Source organism: Catellatospora sichuanensis (genome assembly GCF_007483665.1).
Lineage (GTDB): Bacteria > Actinomycetota > Actinomycetes > Mycobacteriales > Micromonosporaceae > Catellatospora > Catellatospora sichuanensis.
Genome location: NZ_ML660188.1, coordinates 318,640 through 332,859, shown reverse-complemented (window position 1 = coordinate 332,859; position 14,220 = coordinate 318,640). Strand labels below are relative to the sequence as shown.

Here is a 14,220-nt window from a genome sequence, read left to right as displayed (position 1 = left end):
CCGAAGGCGATCACCCCCGAGCCGGCGATCACCCCGCCGAACACGCTGGGCCTGCACCGCGTCATGTTCGCCGTCGACGACATCGAGGACACCCTCGCCCGCCTCCGCCCGCACGGCGCCGAACTCGTCGGGGAAGTGACGCGCTTCCAGGACAGCTACCTGCTCTGCTATCTGCGCGGACCGAGCGGCATCATCCTCGCGCTGGCCGAGCAGCTGAGCTGAGCTGAGCGGGGCGGGCGCTAGGCTGCCGACGCCGTCCGAGGGAACGTCTCGCGCAGTGCCGCGTCCAGCGGCCGGCCGGATACCGGCTCGATGAACAGCGGAGTGAGCAGCAGGTCGGCGAAGTAGGCCGGGTTGATGCCCGACTCCTTGCGGCCGAGGGCCTGCAGCGCGCCGCCGCACCGCATGGAGGCCCGGACGACGCCGCCGGGCAGGCGACCGACCCGGCGGCTCCGGCCCACCGCCTCCGCGATGCGCGCGATCATGTCGTGCCAGGTCAGGTTCTCGTCCGCGACCGGGATGTCCTGGCCGCTGGCCTGCTCGAGCGCGCCGACGGCGACTTCGGCCACGCTGCGCGCCGAGGTCGCCGCAGTCCCGCCGGCGGGGACGGCGAGCGGTGCCCGGGACCGGGCCCAGTTGTCGAGCGGCCCGGCCCAGTTCGGCAGCCGGTCGCCCGCCCGGCCGAAGACGAACGGCAGTTCGAGCACCGCGACCGGCAGGTCCGGACCGGCGGCCGCCCGTGCCTCCCGAGCCTGCTCGACCCGGCATCGGATGTAGGTGTGGCGGTCGGTGAGGCGCCACTGCGGATGCAGCCGATCGAAGTACGTGTAGTACGAGCCCATGACGACCCCGCGGGTGAGGCCCTCGGCGCGGGCCGCGGTGAACAGTCGCACCACCGGCTCGACCAGGTCGTGGCGGAACACCGGATGGATCGGCCTGCGCAGCGCCCGCTGCTCGTCCGTGCGGGCGGCGTGCACCACCCCGTCGTGACCGGCGAGCAGTGCCCGCAGCTCGTCGACCGACGCCGATGCGACGTCGAGCACATGGTCGACGCCCGGGCGGGCGGACCGCGCCACCGTGGTCGCGGCATGGCCCAGCTCACCCAGCACGTCGACGACATGGGCGCCGATCAGACCCGTTCCACCTACCACCAGAATTCTCACCGACGCATCGTCCACTCCGGACCTGGTCGCCTGTCAAGCGGGGCCCGGGTCACATAACCTGCCCGGCACGGGCGCCGGCGGCGTAGTCGCGCAGCTCCGCCGGAGCGTGGCGGTTCCTGGCCAGCCAGCGGTCCACGATCGCGGGTACCTGCTGCGGTGACTTCCAGTATGCGTGGCCGAGCCCGTGCAACGCGGACCGCTGGCACGGGACCGACGGCAGCGCCAGCGTGTCCTCGAGCACGTCCAGCACGGTGTCGTCGCCCAGGTCGATGGGCGCGATGTCGAAGAACATGAAGCAGGCGTGCTGCAGCTTAGGCAGGTGCCGTGGGTGCTCGACCTCGATCCGCGCGGCGAAGACCTCGGCGAACAACCTCACGATCGAGCGCAGCCCGCCGGTACGCAGCACCACCGGCACCCGCGGGGAGCAGAGCGCGTGCAGTTCGCCCCCGTCGACGATCTCGAGCAGACCCCGGGCGACCTGGTCGTCGGAGTGCGGCCGCAGCAGGGTGCCCGCGTTGCCGAACAGCTCCCGGATCCGTTGCGCCGCCGCCACGGGAGTGTCCTGGCCGGCATACCGGTCCAGCCACGCGTGGGGACGTCCGTCCCACGAGTCGTCGTCGGCGGGCCGGTCGAACAGGTACGCCAGCCACGCATCGAAGCCGTTCACGGCCTCGATTGAACCGGGCGCCGATGCTGCTGTCGAGCTGTTTCGGCACTCGGCGGCACGGTCAGCGGGTCCAGAAGTCGTGCGGATGGCGGCCCGGCCGGAAGCCGTACGACTCGACCATGGCCGCTGCTTCGCCGAACCCGAACGCGAGCCCGACAGGGTCGTGGGCGTCGCTGCCGAACGTGACCGCGCGACCGCCTTCCTGCCGCCACCAGCCGACGACCTCCGGATGCAGCGGCACCTTGGTGTTGACCTCCAGCGCACGGCCGCTGCCGGCGAGCGCCCGCAGCGCGTGCCGGTACTCGTCCTCGAAGGCGAGCGCATCGAACGGACCGGCCTGCGCCGGCCAGTAGCGGACCGGGTAGTCGATGTGGGCGAGCACGGAGAACACGTCACTCTGGCCGACCAGCCTGGCGATCTCCGCCAGGTACTCCCGTACGACGTCAGCGGCCTGCCGGTGCGGAAAGAGGCCTGGCGGCTCCGCGAACCCGTCCCCGTGCGGCAGGCAGTGCACGGAGCCGAGCACCCGCTCGAACCGGCCGGCGCCGAGCACCTCCGCCACGGCCGCGGCATGCCAGTGAGGTTCTCCCACCTCCAGGCCGCTCAGGATCCGCAGGCTCGGAAACCGCTCGCGACACCGTTCCACGGCCTCCAGATATCCCGCGACGTCGAAGGCCGGGGGAGTCAGCCGCCCGTCCGGCGCGGCCAAGCTCGCCAGATGCCCGCCGGGATCGAGCCCGTCGAGGTCGACGGTCCAGACCGTGTGGTCGAGGTGCTCGGTGAAGGCGATCGCGGGCAGCCCCAGCTCCACCGCCCGCGCGCAGGAGCCCTCCATCGAGCCCTTCGCGGAATCCCAGGACCACTCGCTGTGCACGTGGCCGTCCGCAGGTGACGTCACCGTTTCCACCGCTCCCCAGGCACTTCGATCATGCAGTCGCCCTGCAACCTTATCGAAATCCCGCCTTGACGGCTGTCCCGCCGCTGCCGGTCAGGCCTCGCCGAGTCCGGTGCAGTGGGCGATCGTCGCATCGTCGGCCGTCACCGCGTGGCGCGCCTCCGCCTGCCGGACCCGATCGATTATCGTGCCGGGTCCGTTCGTCGCCAGAACGGCCATGACCTCCGGCCAGTCGGCGAGCCGGAACCGGTCCACGATCCGGCTGGCTCCGTTGCTGAGCAGGACCGCACCCTTGAGCTCGCCGACCGGGCAGGCCCCGGTGATGGCTTCGGCCGCCGCTCGCGGGTCGTCCTTGGCCACCCAGAAGCCCCCTGGCCGGTTCCGGCGGGACCGCAGGTCATGCAGGATTCGCCGGTACTCGTCGCTGTTCTCGGCAATGCCCGTGAGCGCCGACTCGTACGACCGGCTGATGATCACCTCGCGGGGATCGTGCACGACCAGCGGCGTACCGTCCGCTCGGTCGAGCACGAGCACCGCGTCGCCTAGCACCAGGTGCTCGAGCAGGCCGTCGGACAGGCGCAGCATGGCCACGGTCGCCGACGGACTGATCGGGTCGGCGACGTCGCAGGTGTCCCGGTGCTCGTCGGTCACCTGCGCGATGGCTTCGGCGAGCACCGCGGAAAGGCTGCGGTCCCGCGTCGGCGACAGCAGGCCGAGGAGGCTGCCGCCCAGGCGGGCGGCGTACCAGGCCACACCGTGCCGGCAGGTCCGTTCGCCGCCGGGGATGCCCGCACCGTCGATCAGCACCGCCGCCGTCGGCGTGGCGCCCGTGAAGTCTTCGTTCACCCGGCCGGCCCGTGCCGTGGCGGTTGCCATCCTCACCCTCATGTCCTGCCGCCCTCCTGCAGGTTCAGGCGTCGAATCTAACGGTTTACGACGGCGATCGGTGGGTACGAGGCTGTTCGGCGTCGGCGCGAGGAGGCTGCCACCGATGCGAGTCACGCACGCCACGGTCGTCGAGGGCGACGTCTGCACTGTGCGGATAGCAGGCGATGTCGACATGTCGGAAGTCGAAGCGGTCGCCGCCTGGTTGCGTGCGGCGGTCGACACATCAGGTTGCGACGTCGTCGAGGTCGACCTCGCCGATACGGGGTTTCTCGACTCCATGGGCATCGCCGGGCTGGTGCGCGCACACGACCACGCGCGCGAACGCGGAGTGCGGCTGCGGTGCGTCAACGTCCAGCCGTGGGTGCTGCGTGTCTTCCAGGTCGCCGGGGTGGCCGACCATCTGGACATCGGCTGACACCTGCGCCACGGCTGGCGACGTTCCGGCAGGTAGGGGTAGGTGGAAGGCGCGGCGATCTGCCACAGCCCGGTGGCCGGCGGCTGCTCACGGTCGCGCCGGTCGGCGGGTCGGCGGGTCGAGCATGGGGCAGGATGATGAGCGGCCGACGTTCGTCTCTGATCCGACCGGGGGAGCTGGTATGAGTGGCCAAGTCCCTTGCCTGACTCCGTGAACACATCCCGGCCCCCGACCGCCGAACCGCCGGACGCCCCTGGCCTGACGGCAGCCGACGACACCCTCGACCAGGTTCCCGACCCGCAGTACGTCGCAAGCCTCACCCGGGTGCGGGTCGCCGCGGGTGCGCTGTACCGGGACCGGCAGGGTCACGTGCTGGTCGTCCAGCCGTCGTACAAGGACACCGCGGAGATACCGGGCGGGGCGCTGGAGCCCGGCGAGTCGCCGCGGCAGGCCTGCCGCCGGGAGGTCCTCGAGGAACTCGGGATCGACCTGCCTGTCGGTGACCTGCTTTGCGTCGACTGGACGCCGCCACGACCGCACTGGGACGGCGCCCTGACGTTCGTCTTCGACGGCGGTGAGCTCACCGAAACCGATACCGGGGGCATCCGGCTGGAACCGGGTGGCGAGATCAGCGGCTGGCGGTTCGTCGCCGCGGCCGACCTCGACACGGTCATGGTGGCAAGGCTGGCACAGCGCATCCGCGCCTGCCTCACCCAGGCGTCGGCCGGAACCTACCTGGAGTCCGGCCATCCGCCGACGCCTTGAGCCAGGCCGTGACACTGACCCGCAGGTCTCCAGGAGAGTGCTCGCTGCGGTGGTCGGGTGTGGAGCCGGTCAGCGTGGGACGATGCGGGTCGTCGTGGTCCGCGCGGGCGCGGCCGTCATCGGATCGACGTACTGCGCCCCGTAACCGCTGTACTTGGTCCGGTAGGCGTCGTCGATCCGGGTGTTGACGCCGGGATCGGGCTCGGCGACGAAGGCGACGTCCTTGTCGATGCCGGCGGCACGGATGTGCCCTTCGTGCCTCGCCTTCGCCGCTCGGTACCAGCGGCCCTCGGGGCCGCGGTAGGACCGGACGTACAGGTCGTCACCGCTGCGTACCACCCAGATCGTGGTCGGTGTGCGCAGCGTGCCGTCCCGTCGCCGGGCCGCGATGTCCAGCTCGTCGGCGGCGCCGATGCGGTCTAGTTCCTCGTTTGTCCAGGTGGTGGTCATCGAAGCGGCCTCCCTGTCTGCGATCGAGGCGGGGTCGGTCAGTGACCCCGCGGCACGATCTCGTCGATACGGCTCAGCACGACCTCGGCGGCGGGGCGGTTCCCCCGTGCACCACTTCGACGCTACGTGCCTGGGCCGCGTCGTGAGAGGTCGTCCGGCCAGGCCGTTCGCGCAAGCGGCCGCAGTCGGCCGTTGGGGGTCTTGCGCGTCGTATCCACGTCCAGGATTATCCGAGGGTCGGATTCGGCAGAGCCGAGGGGAGCCCACGTGGACAGCAGTGTGCGACACCAACCGAGAGTCGCCTTCGACGCGGCGAGGATTCTCGTCGACATGTCAGGTGCCGACGCCGGCCTGTTCGCGTGGTACGGGGATCAGCTCGCGGTCCTGCTCGGGCCGTCCTACCGGCGCGAGCTGCTCGCCACCCGAAACGAGGTCGTTTCTTCGCCGCGCGTCAATGCGCGCGACGTCGAAGGGGGCAAGTGGCGGGTCAGGCTCGAAGACGTGCTGCGTGCCAGGCCGGACGTCGCCGAAAGCCTCCACCAGTTGACGCTGTCGGCCCGCGTGAGGCTTCCGCGGGTCGGCTGACGCCCCGGCGAGCAGCGAGGCCGTCAGCTCGGCATCTGCTCAGACAGCTGCGTGGGTCGATCGACGCGCGGCGGTAAGCGGCCGGTGCCGCATGCTGCCCAGGGCCGGATTCACGGCGCGTGCTGGTCCACCGTGCCTGCGGTCGCCGTCCAGGAGACGGACGAATGCTGCACCACCCTCCGTGATGGACCCGGCGTCATCGTCCATGCCGATATGTTTCGGAGCGCATCCGAAACTTTCGAAGACGCCTAGGGGAGCGCCGGCGGTTGTCGCACGGCGGCCGGGGTGGTGTACACCGTCGATCGCGCTCTTCGTCGGTCTGCCGAGGAGCAGCTCATTCTGACCTGTGGCACGCCGGTCGCGTTTTCGGATCGCTGCTTGTCCAGTCCGGGTCGGTGCAGGGGCGACAGCCGCGGGCTCCGACCCTCGCCACGCGTCGATAGAAACGTTTCCGGAATTTCGTTGAAACCTTCCCTTGAAAACGCCGAAATGTTGTGGGAGCGTATCCATCGATAGACGTGAGCGCGCTCACGGGCAGGTTCCGATGTGACGTCGATTCCGACTCCCTGCGGCGAACGCCCTCCGGTCCTTCGAGAGCCGGCGCCGCATCCACGACGTGACCAGGCCGACCCGTGTCGCCGAGCGAAACCGCCCCCAAGCGGCAAGGAGGAGCCCGCATGCGGACTGTCCCAAGGAGAAGATCGGCGATCGCGGTCGTCGCTTCCATCGTCCGAATCGGAAGGAGGCCCGCGGCGGCCGCCGGTACGGGCCGTTCGACGATGCGTTCGACGGTCGTCGCACTGACGGTGACGGCGCTCGCAGTCGCCGGCGCGGTGACGGTGGTGGCGACGACCGCGCCCGCCGAAGCCGCCGCGCTCGCCGCGGCCGTCGAGGACGAGGGCGCCGACTGCCCCGTGACGCTGCCCGGCACGCTGACCGCCAACGCCAAACTCCCCGATCCGTTCAAGAAGCTGGACGGCACGCGCATCACCGCCAAGTCCGACTGGCGGTGCCGCCGCGAGGAGATCAAGAAGCTGGCGGAGCGGTACGTCTACGGCGAGAAGCCCGCCAAGCCGGCGAGCGTCACCGGAACGGTCTCGGGCACCAACATCACGGTGAACGTGACGCACAACGGCAGGAGCTCCAGCTTCTCGGCCGGCGTCCAGTTGCCCAGCGGATCCGGGCCCTTCCCGGCCGTCGTCGTGCTGGGCGGGTTCGGCGCGGACACCGCCGCCATCCGGGCCGCCGGTGCCGCCGTCATCAACTACGACCCGTACGCGGTCGGCAGGGAGGGCACGCCCCGCACCAACAAGCAGGGCGCGTTCTACACCATTTACGGCGCCACCAGCAGCACAGGGCTGCTGATGGCCTGGTCGTGGGGCGTCAGCCGGATCATCGACGTCATCGCGCAGTCGGGCGGCAGCATCCTCAAGGCGGACGCGATGGGCGTCACCGGCTGCTCGCGATTCGGCAAGGGGGCCTTCGTCGTCGGTGCGTTCGACCAGCGCATCGCACTGACCATGCCGATCGAGTCGGGCAGTGCCGGAGTGCCGATCTTCCGGGGGATTCCCGGCGAAGGCGCGCAGAGCCTGAGCAGCGCCTACGGTGAGCAGCCGTGGCTGGGCGACGCGTTCGGCTCCTTCACCGGCAGCCCGAACACGCTGCCGGTGGACACCCACCAGATGGTGGCCATGGTGGCGCCGCGCGGTCTGTTCATCATGGACAACCCGCACATCGTCAACCTGGGGCCCAAATCCGCCAGCGTGGCGGCGCTGGGCGGGGCGGAGGTCTACAAGGCCATCGGCGCGGGGGAGAACATCACCTACTGGTCCGACATCCAGAACGGCAGCCACTGCGCCAACCGGCCGGAATGGTCCACGCCGCTGCAGCAGAACATCCAGAAGTACCTGCTGAAGACCGGCAACGCCCCGGGCGCGATCAGGATCTCGAGTCGGGCGGCAGGCAACCTCGCCGAGTGGCGGGACTGGCAGACCCCCACGCTGACCGACGGCCCGAGCACGCCGCCGTCCCCGAGCGCACCGCCCTCGCCGAGCACGCCGCCCTCGCCGAGTGCCCCGCCGTCACCGAGTACGCCGCCCTCGCCCAGCGCTCCGCCGTCGCCGAGCGTGTCGCCGCCCCCGCCCGGAGGCTGCTCGGCGACCGGAACCGTGCAGACCCAGTGGGCCACCGGTTACGTCATCCAGCCCGTCGCGGTCACCAACAACGGCACGTCGACGATCAACGGCTGGACGCTGACGTTCACCCTGCCGGCCGGACACACCATCACCGGCTCTTGGAACGCCACCGTGACGGCCAGCGGCCAGACCGTGACCGCCCGGAACGTGGCCTTCAACGGCACCATTTCGCCCGGTGGCTCGGTGGCCAACTTCGGCTACCAGGTCAGCCGGCCCAGCGGCAACACCCAGCTGCCGACCGGATACACCTGCACCGCGTCGTGAGCACGCGGCCGGGTGGGGCCGGATCCGTCCGGTCCCACCCGGCCGACTGCGACAACCGGGACGCCCGCGCCGGACCCGCGCATTCCGCTACCGCTGTCAGTGCACCCGCGGGTCGATGTGGAACTTGGGTCCGGGGCCGGCGCCGGGAATGCGCCGGCCGGCGAGCACAGCGCCGACCTGGTCGAGGCCGACCGTGGCGGCGACGAGTGGCCGCGGGTCGACCCGTCCCGCCGCATACGCCGCGATCGTCGCGGCGAGTCCGGGCGAGGCGGACAGGACTCCGACCGCGGTGACGTCCTTGAGTGCCAGCCGACGGGTGTCGATATTGCTGGCGGTGCCGGCCAGGCCGATGTAGACGACACGGCCGGCTGGTTCGACGAGGTCGAGCGCTTTCGCCGGTATGTACGCGGCGTTGGTGGCGTCGATGACCGCGTCGAAGGGGAGATCGGGCAGGTGCTGCTCGGTCCAGGCGCCGGTGAAGCCGAGGGAGCGGGCGAAGGCCAGCGACTCGTCGGTCTGGCCCATGAGGTGCACCTCGGCGCCGGCGGCGCGGGCGAACATCGCCGTGAGCAGGCCGATGGTGCCGGGCCCGAGGATGAGCACCCGGTCGCCCGGCACCAGCGCAGCGGCCTGTGCTGCGCGCAGGGCGTTGCCGCCCGGTTCGACGAGCGCCCCGAGGATCGGATCGACCCCGCCGGGCAGCTCGTGCAGCGACGTGACCGGCACGGCCACCTGCTCGGCCAGGGCACCGGGACGGCCGCCGCGGATGCCGACCTCCTGCCGGTGCGCGCACACGTGCTGGTGCCCGCGCGCGCAGCGTCGGCACGTGCCGTCGCCGAGCATCGTGTCGCCCATGACGCGCCGGCCGAGCCAGACCGGGTCCACGCCGGCGCCCACGGCGCGTACGACACCGGCCCATTCGTGGCCCAGCCGCATCGGGAACCGGGCGTGCCCGTCGTGCAGGTAGGCCATCTCGCCGGTGAAGAACTCGACGTCGGTGCCGCAGACGCCGACCCGTTCGACGTCCACGACGACCTCGCCCGCGGCCGCTCGCGGGGCGGGCACCTCCTGCACCGAGCACTCGCCCGGCGCGGTGAGCACCGCCGCGCGCATCGTCGGGGCGCTCACCGCGGTCCGTGATCGCGCAGCAGCCCGTCGATGACGTCCTGCAGTGGCGCGACCAGGTCCTGCGGGCCGGCCGAGGAGAGGGGTTCCAGGCCGGTCGAGGAGCGCAGCAGGACGATCCCGAAGCTGGTGGCCAGCGCCATCTGCGCCCTGAGCATGAGCCGGTCGCCGTCGGGGTGGCCGGGCCGCCAGCCCGCTGCCGAGGCCAGGCGCTCGGCGAAGGACCGCACGGTGTTGCGCCGGATCTGATCGGCCCGCTCGTCGCCGGAGGAGCGCAGCAACAGCAGGAACTGGTTCGGCCGGCTGCCGAGGCCGGTCCCGGCGAGCTGCTCGGCGATGACATGTGGCAGCCGGTCGAGCGTCACGTCCTGGGCCACCGCGTGGCTGAGCTCGTCGACCGCGCCGGCCAGGCAGGCCTCGAACAGGCCTTCCTTGGACGTGAAGTAGCGGCTGATGAGCGCGACGTTCACGCCGGCCTCGTCGGCGATGTCGCGCACGGTGGTGCCGGTGTATCCGTCGGCGGCGAAGCGGCGGCGGGCGGCGTCCAGCAGCAGCTGCCGGGTGCCGGCCGAGTCACGGCGGCGTGGCCCGGACGGGTTTTCGCCAGCGGTGGAGGTGCGCAGACTGCTCGTCGCCATGGATTCCTCTCGCTCCCGAACCAGGATAGCGGCCCGGGAACGTGACGTAAACAACTGCTTACAAGTGATGTAAACAACTGTTGACCGCCGGGACGGCGGGTAATACTCGGCAAGTCAGCAGATGTTTACAACATGCCCAGGGGGCGTTTCATGACCCAGACCATCGTGGGGCCGGGCAGCGCCGGCGTCACCGGGGACGAGCCGGGTGCACCGGACGGCCGTCGTACCAACGGCAGCATGCTGGTGCTGTACCTGGCATTGGGCGGCCTGGCCTTCGCGGTGCTGCAGTCACTGGTCGCCCCGGCGATGTCCACCATCGCGCGCGACCTGAACGTCACCACCGCCAGCGCGAGCTGGATCCTCACCGCATACCTGCTCTCGGCGTCGGTGCTGACGCCCATCCTCGGCCGCCTCGGCGACATGGTCGGCAAGCGCCGCGTCCTCATCGCCGTGCTCGCCGTCCTCGCGCTGGGCACCCTGCTCGCCGCCCTGGCCCCGAACCTGGCCGTACTGATCGTCGCGCGGGCCCTGCAGGGCGCGGCGGGCGCCATCATGCCGCTGTCGATCGGCATGGTCCGCGACGAGCTCGCCCGGGAGAAGGTCAGCGCCACGGTCGGCCTGCTGTCGGCGATCTTCGGCGTCGGCGCGGGCGTCGGCATCGTGGCCGCCGGCCCGATCGTCGAGCACCTGTCCTGGCACTGGCTGTTCTGGCTGCCCCTGGTGCTCGTCGTCATCGCGCTGCTCGGTGCGATCTTCGGCATGCGGGAGTCGCCGGTGCGCAAGCCCGGCAAGCTCGACCTGCTCGGCACGGCCATCCTGTCGATCTCGCTGGTTTCCCTGCTGCTGGCCATCAGCAAGGGCCAGTCCTGGGGCTGGGCCTCGGCGAACACGATCGGCCTGCTCGCCGTCGGCGTGGTCACCATGATCCTGTTCGTGGTGGTCGAGCTGCGGGTCGGCGAGCCGCTCGTCGACATGCGCCTCATGAAGATCCGCGGCGTATGGGCCACCGACCTCGTCGCCCTGATCCTCGGCTTCGCCATGTTCGGCTCGTTCCTGCTCGTGCCGACCCTGCTGCAACTGCCCGCCGCAACCGGCTACGGCTACGGCAAGTCGGTGTCCGAGGCGGGCCTGTTCCTGCTGCCCACCGTCGTGTCGATGGTGCTGTTCGGCCCGCTGGCCGGTCTGCTGGTGCGCAAGTTCGGACCGAAGCTGCCGATGTTCCTCGGCGCGATCGCGGTCGTCGCCGGGTTCGCCCTGCCCGCCATGGTGCACAACGTGGAGTGGCAGGTCATCGTTTCCGGGCTGCTGGTCGGCGCGGGCATCGGCCTGGCCTTCGCGGCCATGTCCAACGCCATCATCGAGAGTGTGCCGGCCACCCAGACCGGTGAGGCCACCAGCGTCAACACCATCGCCCGGACCATCGGCAGCAGCATCGGCGCGGCCGTCGTCGCCGCCGTCATCACGTCGAACAGCACCCCGCAGGGTCTGCCCACCGACGCGGCGTTCAGCACCGGGTTCTGGGTCTGCGCGGGCGTCGCCGTGCTGGCCCTCGCCGCCACGCTCGCCCTGCCCTCGGCGCACCGCCGCCACGAGCAGGCCGTGGCCACCGGGGTCGCTGACCTCCCGCCCGAGCCCGCCGAGCTGCACCTGCCCCACCTGCACCCCGGACCGGCACCTTGCCCAAGCCGAGGCGTGCCGAAAAAGGTCATGCACCTTCGCTACGGTGCCGGGATGAGGGGCACCTCCGACATCGCGGTTCGCATGACGACCCGGCTCTGGCGCGTCGTCGACGCCACCATCGACAACACTGTGTCGATCGCCGCGGACGACGGTGATCCCGACGGGCTCGTGCCGACCGGTGAGCGCATCCGGAGAGCCGGCTGGCGGCAGGTCGCCGGCTGGACTCCGCAGACACCTGACGGCGATTGGCCGGGCGACGAGGAAGCGGTCTCCGTGGCCCTGTCGGCTGCCGAGTGGGCCTTCGTGCTGGCGGAACTGGACCGGTGGAACGCCGTGTCGGCCCGGCTGGGCGACGAGTACGGCGTCCGGTACGGCCGCGCGGCCCGCCAGACGGTGCGTGATCAGCTTCCCTGAGCAGGTCGGGACGGCAGCCTGCCTGGAAGGCATGCGGCGGGATCGCCCCGTCGGGTGGCGGCCTGCGGGCACACGAGCGGGCGCTCCTAGGATGTGCAAGCCAATTGGACATTCGGTCGGCTGCCAGCGACGGCGGCGGTGGGAGGCAACTCAGTGGTGCGGCTGGGAGTGCGGCGACGCGTACGCGTCTGGTTCGACGGCACGATGGACCGAGGCACCCCCGCGCTCATCGGCTGGCTGGGTCTGGCGTCGCTGACCCTGATCAGTGTCGTGACCGGACTCTCGGCCCTGCTCGCGTCGAAGGAGACCAGCAGGGACGGCGGCTGGACGGCCGTGCTGTGGCGCAGTGTGCTGCGCACCCTGGACCCGGGCACCATGGGCGCCGACGACGGCGGGCTGGTGTACCTCGCGCTGATGCTGCTTGTCACCATCGGCGGCATCTTCCTCGTCAGTTCGCTGATCGGCGTGCTCACCACCGGCCTCAACGACTCCATCACCAACCTGCGCAAGGGCCGGTCGCCGGTCATCGCCCAGGGCCACATCGTGGTGCTGGGCTGGTCCGATCAGGTCTTCACCGTCGTGGCCGAGCTGGCCGCGGCCAACCGCAGTTCCCGCCGCAGCAGCGTGGTCGTGCTCGCCGACCGGGACAAGGTCGAGATGGAGGACCAGATCCGCGCCAGGGTCGGCGACACCGGCCGCACCCGGGTGGTGTGCCGGTCCGGCAGCCCGCTCAAGCGCACCGACCTCGACCTGGTGAGCCTCGACACCGCCCGGGCGGTGATGGTGCTGTCGCCGACCGGCGACGATCCCGACATCGACGTCATCAAGGTGCTGCTGCTGCTCAACAACCGCCCCTGGCCTCCGGCGCGGCCGCACGTGGTCGCCGCGGTGCAGGAGTCGGCCAACGTCGCCGCGGCGAAGCTCGCCGCCGGACGGCACGCGCTGATCGTCGACGCCGACGACATCGCCGTACGCATGGTCGTGCAGTCACACCGGCAGTCGGGCCTGTCGACGGTCTGCACCGACCTGCTCGACTTCGCCGGCAACGAGATCTACATCAGAGCCGAGCCATCGCTGGCCGGACGGGCGTACGGCGACATCCTCGGCGCGTTCGAGGCGGGCGCGCCGATCGGGCTGCGCCGCGCCGACGGGGCCATCGCGGTCAACCCGCCGATGGACACCGTCCTGACCGACGGCGACGAGGTCATCCTCATCGCCGAGGACGACCTGCTGATCGAACTGGCCGCGACCCCGTCCCGGGTGCACGCCGACGCGATCGTGCTGGTGCCCGACAGCAAGCGGGCGCCGGACCGGACCCTGATGGTCGGCTGGAACTCGCGCGCCGACCGGGTGCTGGACCTGCTGGACCGCTTCGCCGAGCCGGGCTCGGCCCTCGACGTGGCGGCCCCGCAGCTGCCGGAGGAAGCCGTCGCGGCCGACCGGGCGAACCTCACCGTCGGCTACAAGCGGTGCCAGCCGACCAGCCGCCGTGACCTGGAGGGCATGGAGCTGGGCGGCTACCAGAACATCATCGTCATGTCGGACGATGCCGCCGAGCCCGACCGCGCCGACGACCGCACCCTGGTCACCCTGCTGCACCTGCGCGACATCGAGGTCAACCTCGGCGAGCCGTACTCGATCGTCACCGAGATGAACGACGACGGCAACCGCGAGGTCGCCCAGGTCACCAAGGCCGACGACTTCGTGGTCTCGGCCCGGCTGATCAGCCTGCTGATGACGCAGCTGGCCGAGAACCGGCACCTGTACGAGGTGTTCGCCGACCTGTTCGACGCGTCCGGCGCGGAGATCCACCTCAAGCCGGCGGGTGACTACGTGCAGCCCGGCGCGGAGGTCACCTACGCGACGGTGGTGGAGTCGGCCCGGCGGCGGGGCGAGTCGGCGATCGGCTACCGCTGCCGCGACGACGCCGACCAGCCGCCGTGCTACGGGGTCGTGCTCAACCCGCGCCGGTCCCGCCTGGTCCGGCTGGAGGCCGCCGACAGCGTGATCGTGATCGCCACGGACTGAGTCGCGTGTCCGCAGGGTCGTGGCCGCGGCCGCCACGGCCCTTGTCGC

At 71.2% G+C, this 14,220-nt stretch carries 14 protein-coding genes; 7 read left to right on the top strand and 7 right to left on the bottom strand.

The features are described from left to right. A partial coding sequence (locus tag FLL47_RS10380) for a VOC family protein (protein WP_342780314.1) occupies window positions 1–222 on the top strand: 222 nt, incomplete at its 5' end. 17 nt (window positions 223–239) lie between these two features. On the opposite strand, the gene FLL47_RS10375 is transcribed toward FLL47_RS10380, so the two are convergent. The 4 genes from FLL47_RS10375 to FLL47_RS10360 form a co-directional block, all read right to left on the bottom strand. After that, on the bottom strand, window positions 240–1,163 hold the full coding sequence (locus FLL47_RS10375; protein WP_144120225.1) for an NAD-dependent epimerase/dehydratase family protein: 924 nt from the start codon (window positions 1,161–1,163) through the stop codon (window positions 240–242). Window positions 1,164–1,212: 49 nt separating this feature from the next. After that, entirely contained in the window at window positions 1,213–1,830 is a 618-nt protein-coding gene (locus FLL47_RS10370) for a hypothetical protein (RefSeq protein WP_144120224.1), read from the bottom strand. 61 nt (window positions 1,831–1,891) lie between these two features. Next, window positions 1,892–2,728 carry a PHP domain-containing protein gene (locus tag FLL47_RS10365; RefSeq protein ID WP_144120223.1) on the bottom strand — a complete coding sequence of 279 codons (837 nt, stop codon included), beginning with the start codon at window positions 2,726–2,728 and terminating at the stop codon, window positions 1,892–1,894. A 90-nt stretch (window positions 2,729–2,818) separates the two neighbouring features. Continuing rightward, window positions 2,819–3,727, bottom strand: coding sequence for a protein phosphatase 2C domain-containing protein (locus FLL47_RS10360; RefSeq protein ID WP_246157755.1), 909 nt, complete (start codon window positions 3,725–3,727; stop codon window positions 2,819–2,821). Here FLL47_RS10360 and FLL47_RS42785 point away from each other — a divergent pair. Next, window positions 3,717–4,028 (top strand): STAS domain-containing protein, encoded by a 312-nt coding sequence (locus FLL47_RS42785; RefSeq protein ID WP_186315637.1) that lies wholly within the window; start codon window positions 3,717–3,719, stop codon window positions 4,026–4,028. The two genes, FLL47_RS10360 and FLL47_RS42785, sit on opposite strands and share 11 nt — an antisense overlap. A gap of 210 nt (window positions 4,029–4,238) precedes the next feature. After that, entirely contained in the window at window positions 4,239–4,793 is a 555-nt protein-coding gene (locus FLL47_RS10350; RefSeq protein WP_222106024.1) for an NUDIX domain-containing protein, read from the top strand. Window positions 4,794–4,862: 69 nt separating this feature from the next. Here the strand turns inward: FLL47_RS10350 and FLL47_RS10345 are convergent, their stop codons facing one another. Next, window positions 4,863–5,243, bottom strand: a complete 381-nt coding sequence (locus FLL47_RS10345) for a DUF2255 family protein (protein WP_144120220.1) — start codon at window positions 5,241–5,243, stop codon at window positions 4,863–4,865. Window positions 5,244–5,510: 267 nt separating this feature from the next. Between FLL47_RS10345 and FLL47_RS10340 the strand changes: the two genes are divergently transcribed. Continuing rightward, complete coding sequence (locus FLL47_RS10340) at window positions 5,511–5,828, top strand: hypothetical protein (RefSeq protein ID WP_246157753.1); 318 nt, start codon at window positions 5,511–5,513, stop codon at window positions 5,826–5,828. Window positions 5,829–6,607: 779 nt separating this feature from the next. Continuing rightward, window positions 6,608–8,287 (top strand): glucuronyl esterase domain-containing protein, encoded by a 1,680-nt coding sequence (locus FLL47_RS10335; protein WP_144120219.1) that lies wholly within the window; start codon window positions 6,608–6,610, stop codon window positions 8,285–8,287. A 96-nt stretch (window positions 8,288–8,383) separates the two neighbouring features. On the opposite strand, the gene FLL47_RS10330 is transcribed toward FLL47_RS10335, so the two are convergent. Continuing rightward, a complete protein-coding gene (locus FLL47_RS10330; RefSeq protein WP_246157751.1) occupies window positions 8,384–9,415 on the bottom strand; it encodes a zinc-dependent alcohol dehydrogenase in 1,032 nt (343 codons plus the stop codon). After that, on the bottom strand, window positions 9,412–10,050 hold the full coding sequence (locus FLL47_RS10325) for a TetR/AcrR family transcriptional regulator (RefSeq protein ID WP_186315636.1): 639 nt from the start codon (window positions 10,048–10,050) through the stop codon (window positions 9,412–9,414). Before FLL47_RS10325 ends, FLL47_RS10330 begins: the two co-directional genes overlap by 4 nt. Before the next feature lie 150 nt (window positions 10,051–10,200). Here FLL47_RS10325 and FLL47_RS10320 point away from each other — a divergent pair, with 150 nt between their 5' ends. Both FLL47_RS10320 and FLL47_RS10315 read left to right on the top strand, forming a co-directional pair. After that, window positions 10,201–12,144: an MFS transporter gene (locus FLL47_RS10320; RefSeq protein WP_246157750.1), complete on the top strand. Its 1,944-nt coding sequence runs from the start codon at window positions 10,201–10,203 to the stop codon at window positions 12,142–12,144. Between the two features lie 153 nt (window positions 12,145–12,297). Next, complete coding sequence (locus FLL47_RS10315) at window positions 12,298–14,172, top strand: CASTOR/POLLUX-related putative ion channel (protein ID WP_222106023.1); 1,875 nt, start codon at window positions 12,298–12,300, stop codon at window positions 14,170–14,172. Window positions 14,173–14,220: the final 48 nt, after the last annotated feature.

Excerpts from the sequence above, each read along its gene's own strand:
- FLL47_RS42785 (WP_186315637.1), top strand. The coding sequence starts at position 3,717 with ATGCGAGTCACGCACGCCACGGTCGTCGAGGGCGACGTCTGCACTGTG.
- FLL47_RS10345 (WP_144120220.1), bottom strand. The coding sequence starts at position 5,243 with ATGACCACCACCTGGACAAACGAGGAACTAGACCGCATCGGCGCCGCC.
- FLL47_RS10335 (WP_144120219.1), top strand. The coding sequence starts at position 6,608 with ATGCGTTCGACGGTCGTCGCACTGACGGTGACGGCGCTCGCAGTCGCC.
- FLL47_RS10325 (WP_186315636.1), bottom strand. The coding sequence starts at position 10,050 with ATGGCGACGAGCAGTCTGCGCACCTCCACCGCTGGCGAAAACCCGTCC.
- FLL47_RS10320 (WP_246157750.1), top strand. The coding sequence starts at position 10,201 with ATGACCCAGACCATCGTGGGGCCGGGCAGCGCCGGCGTCACCGGGGAC.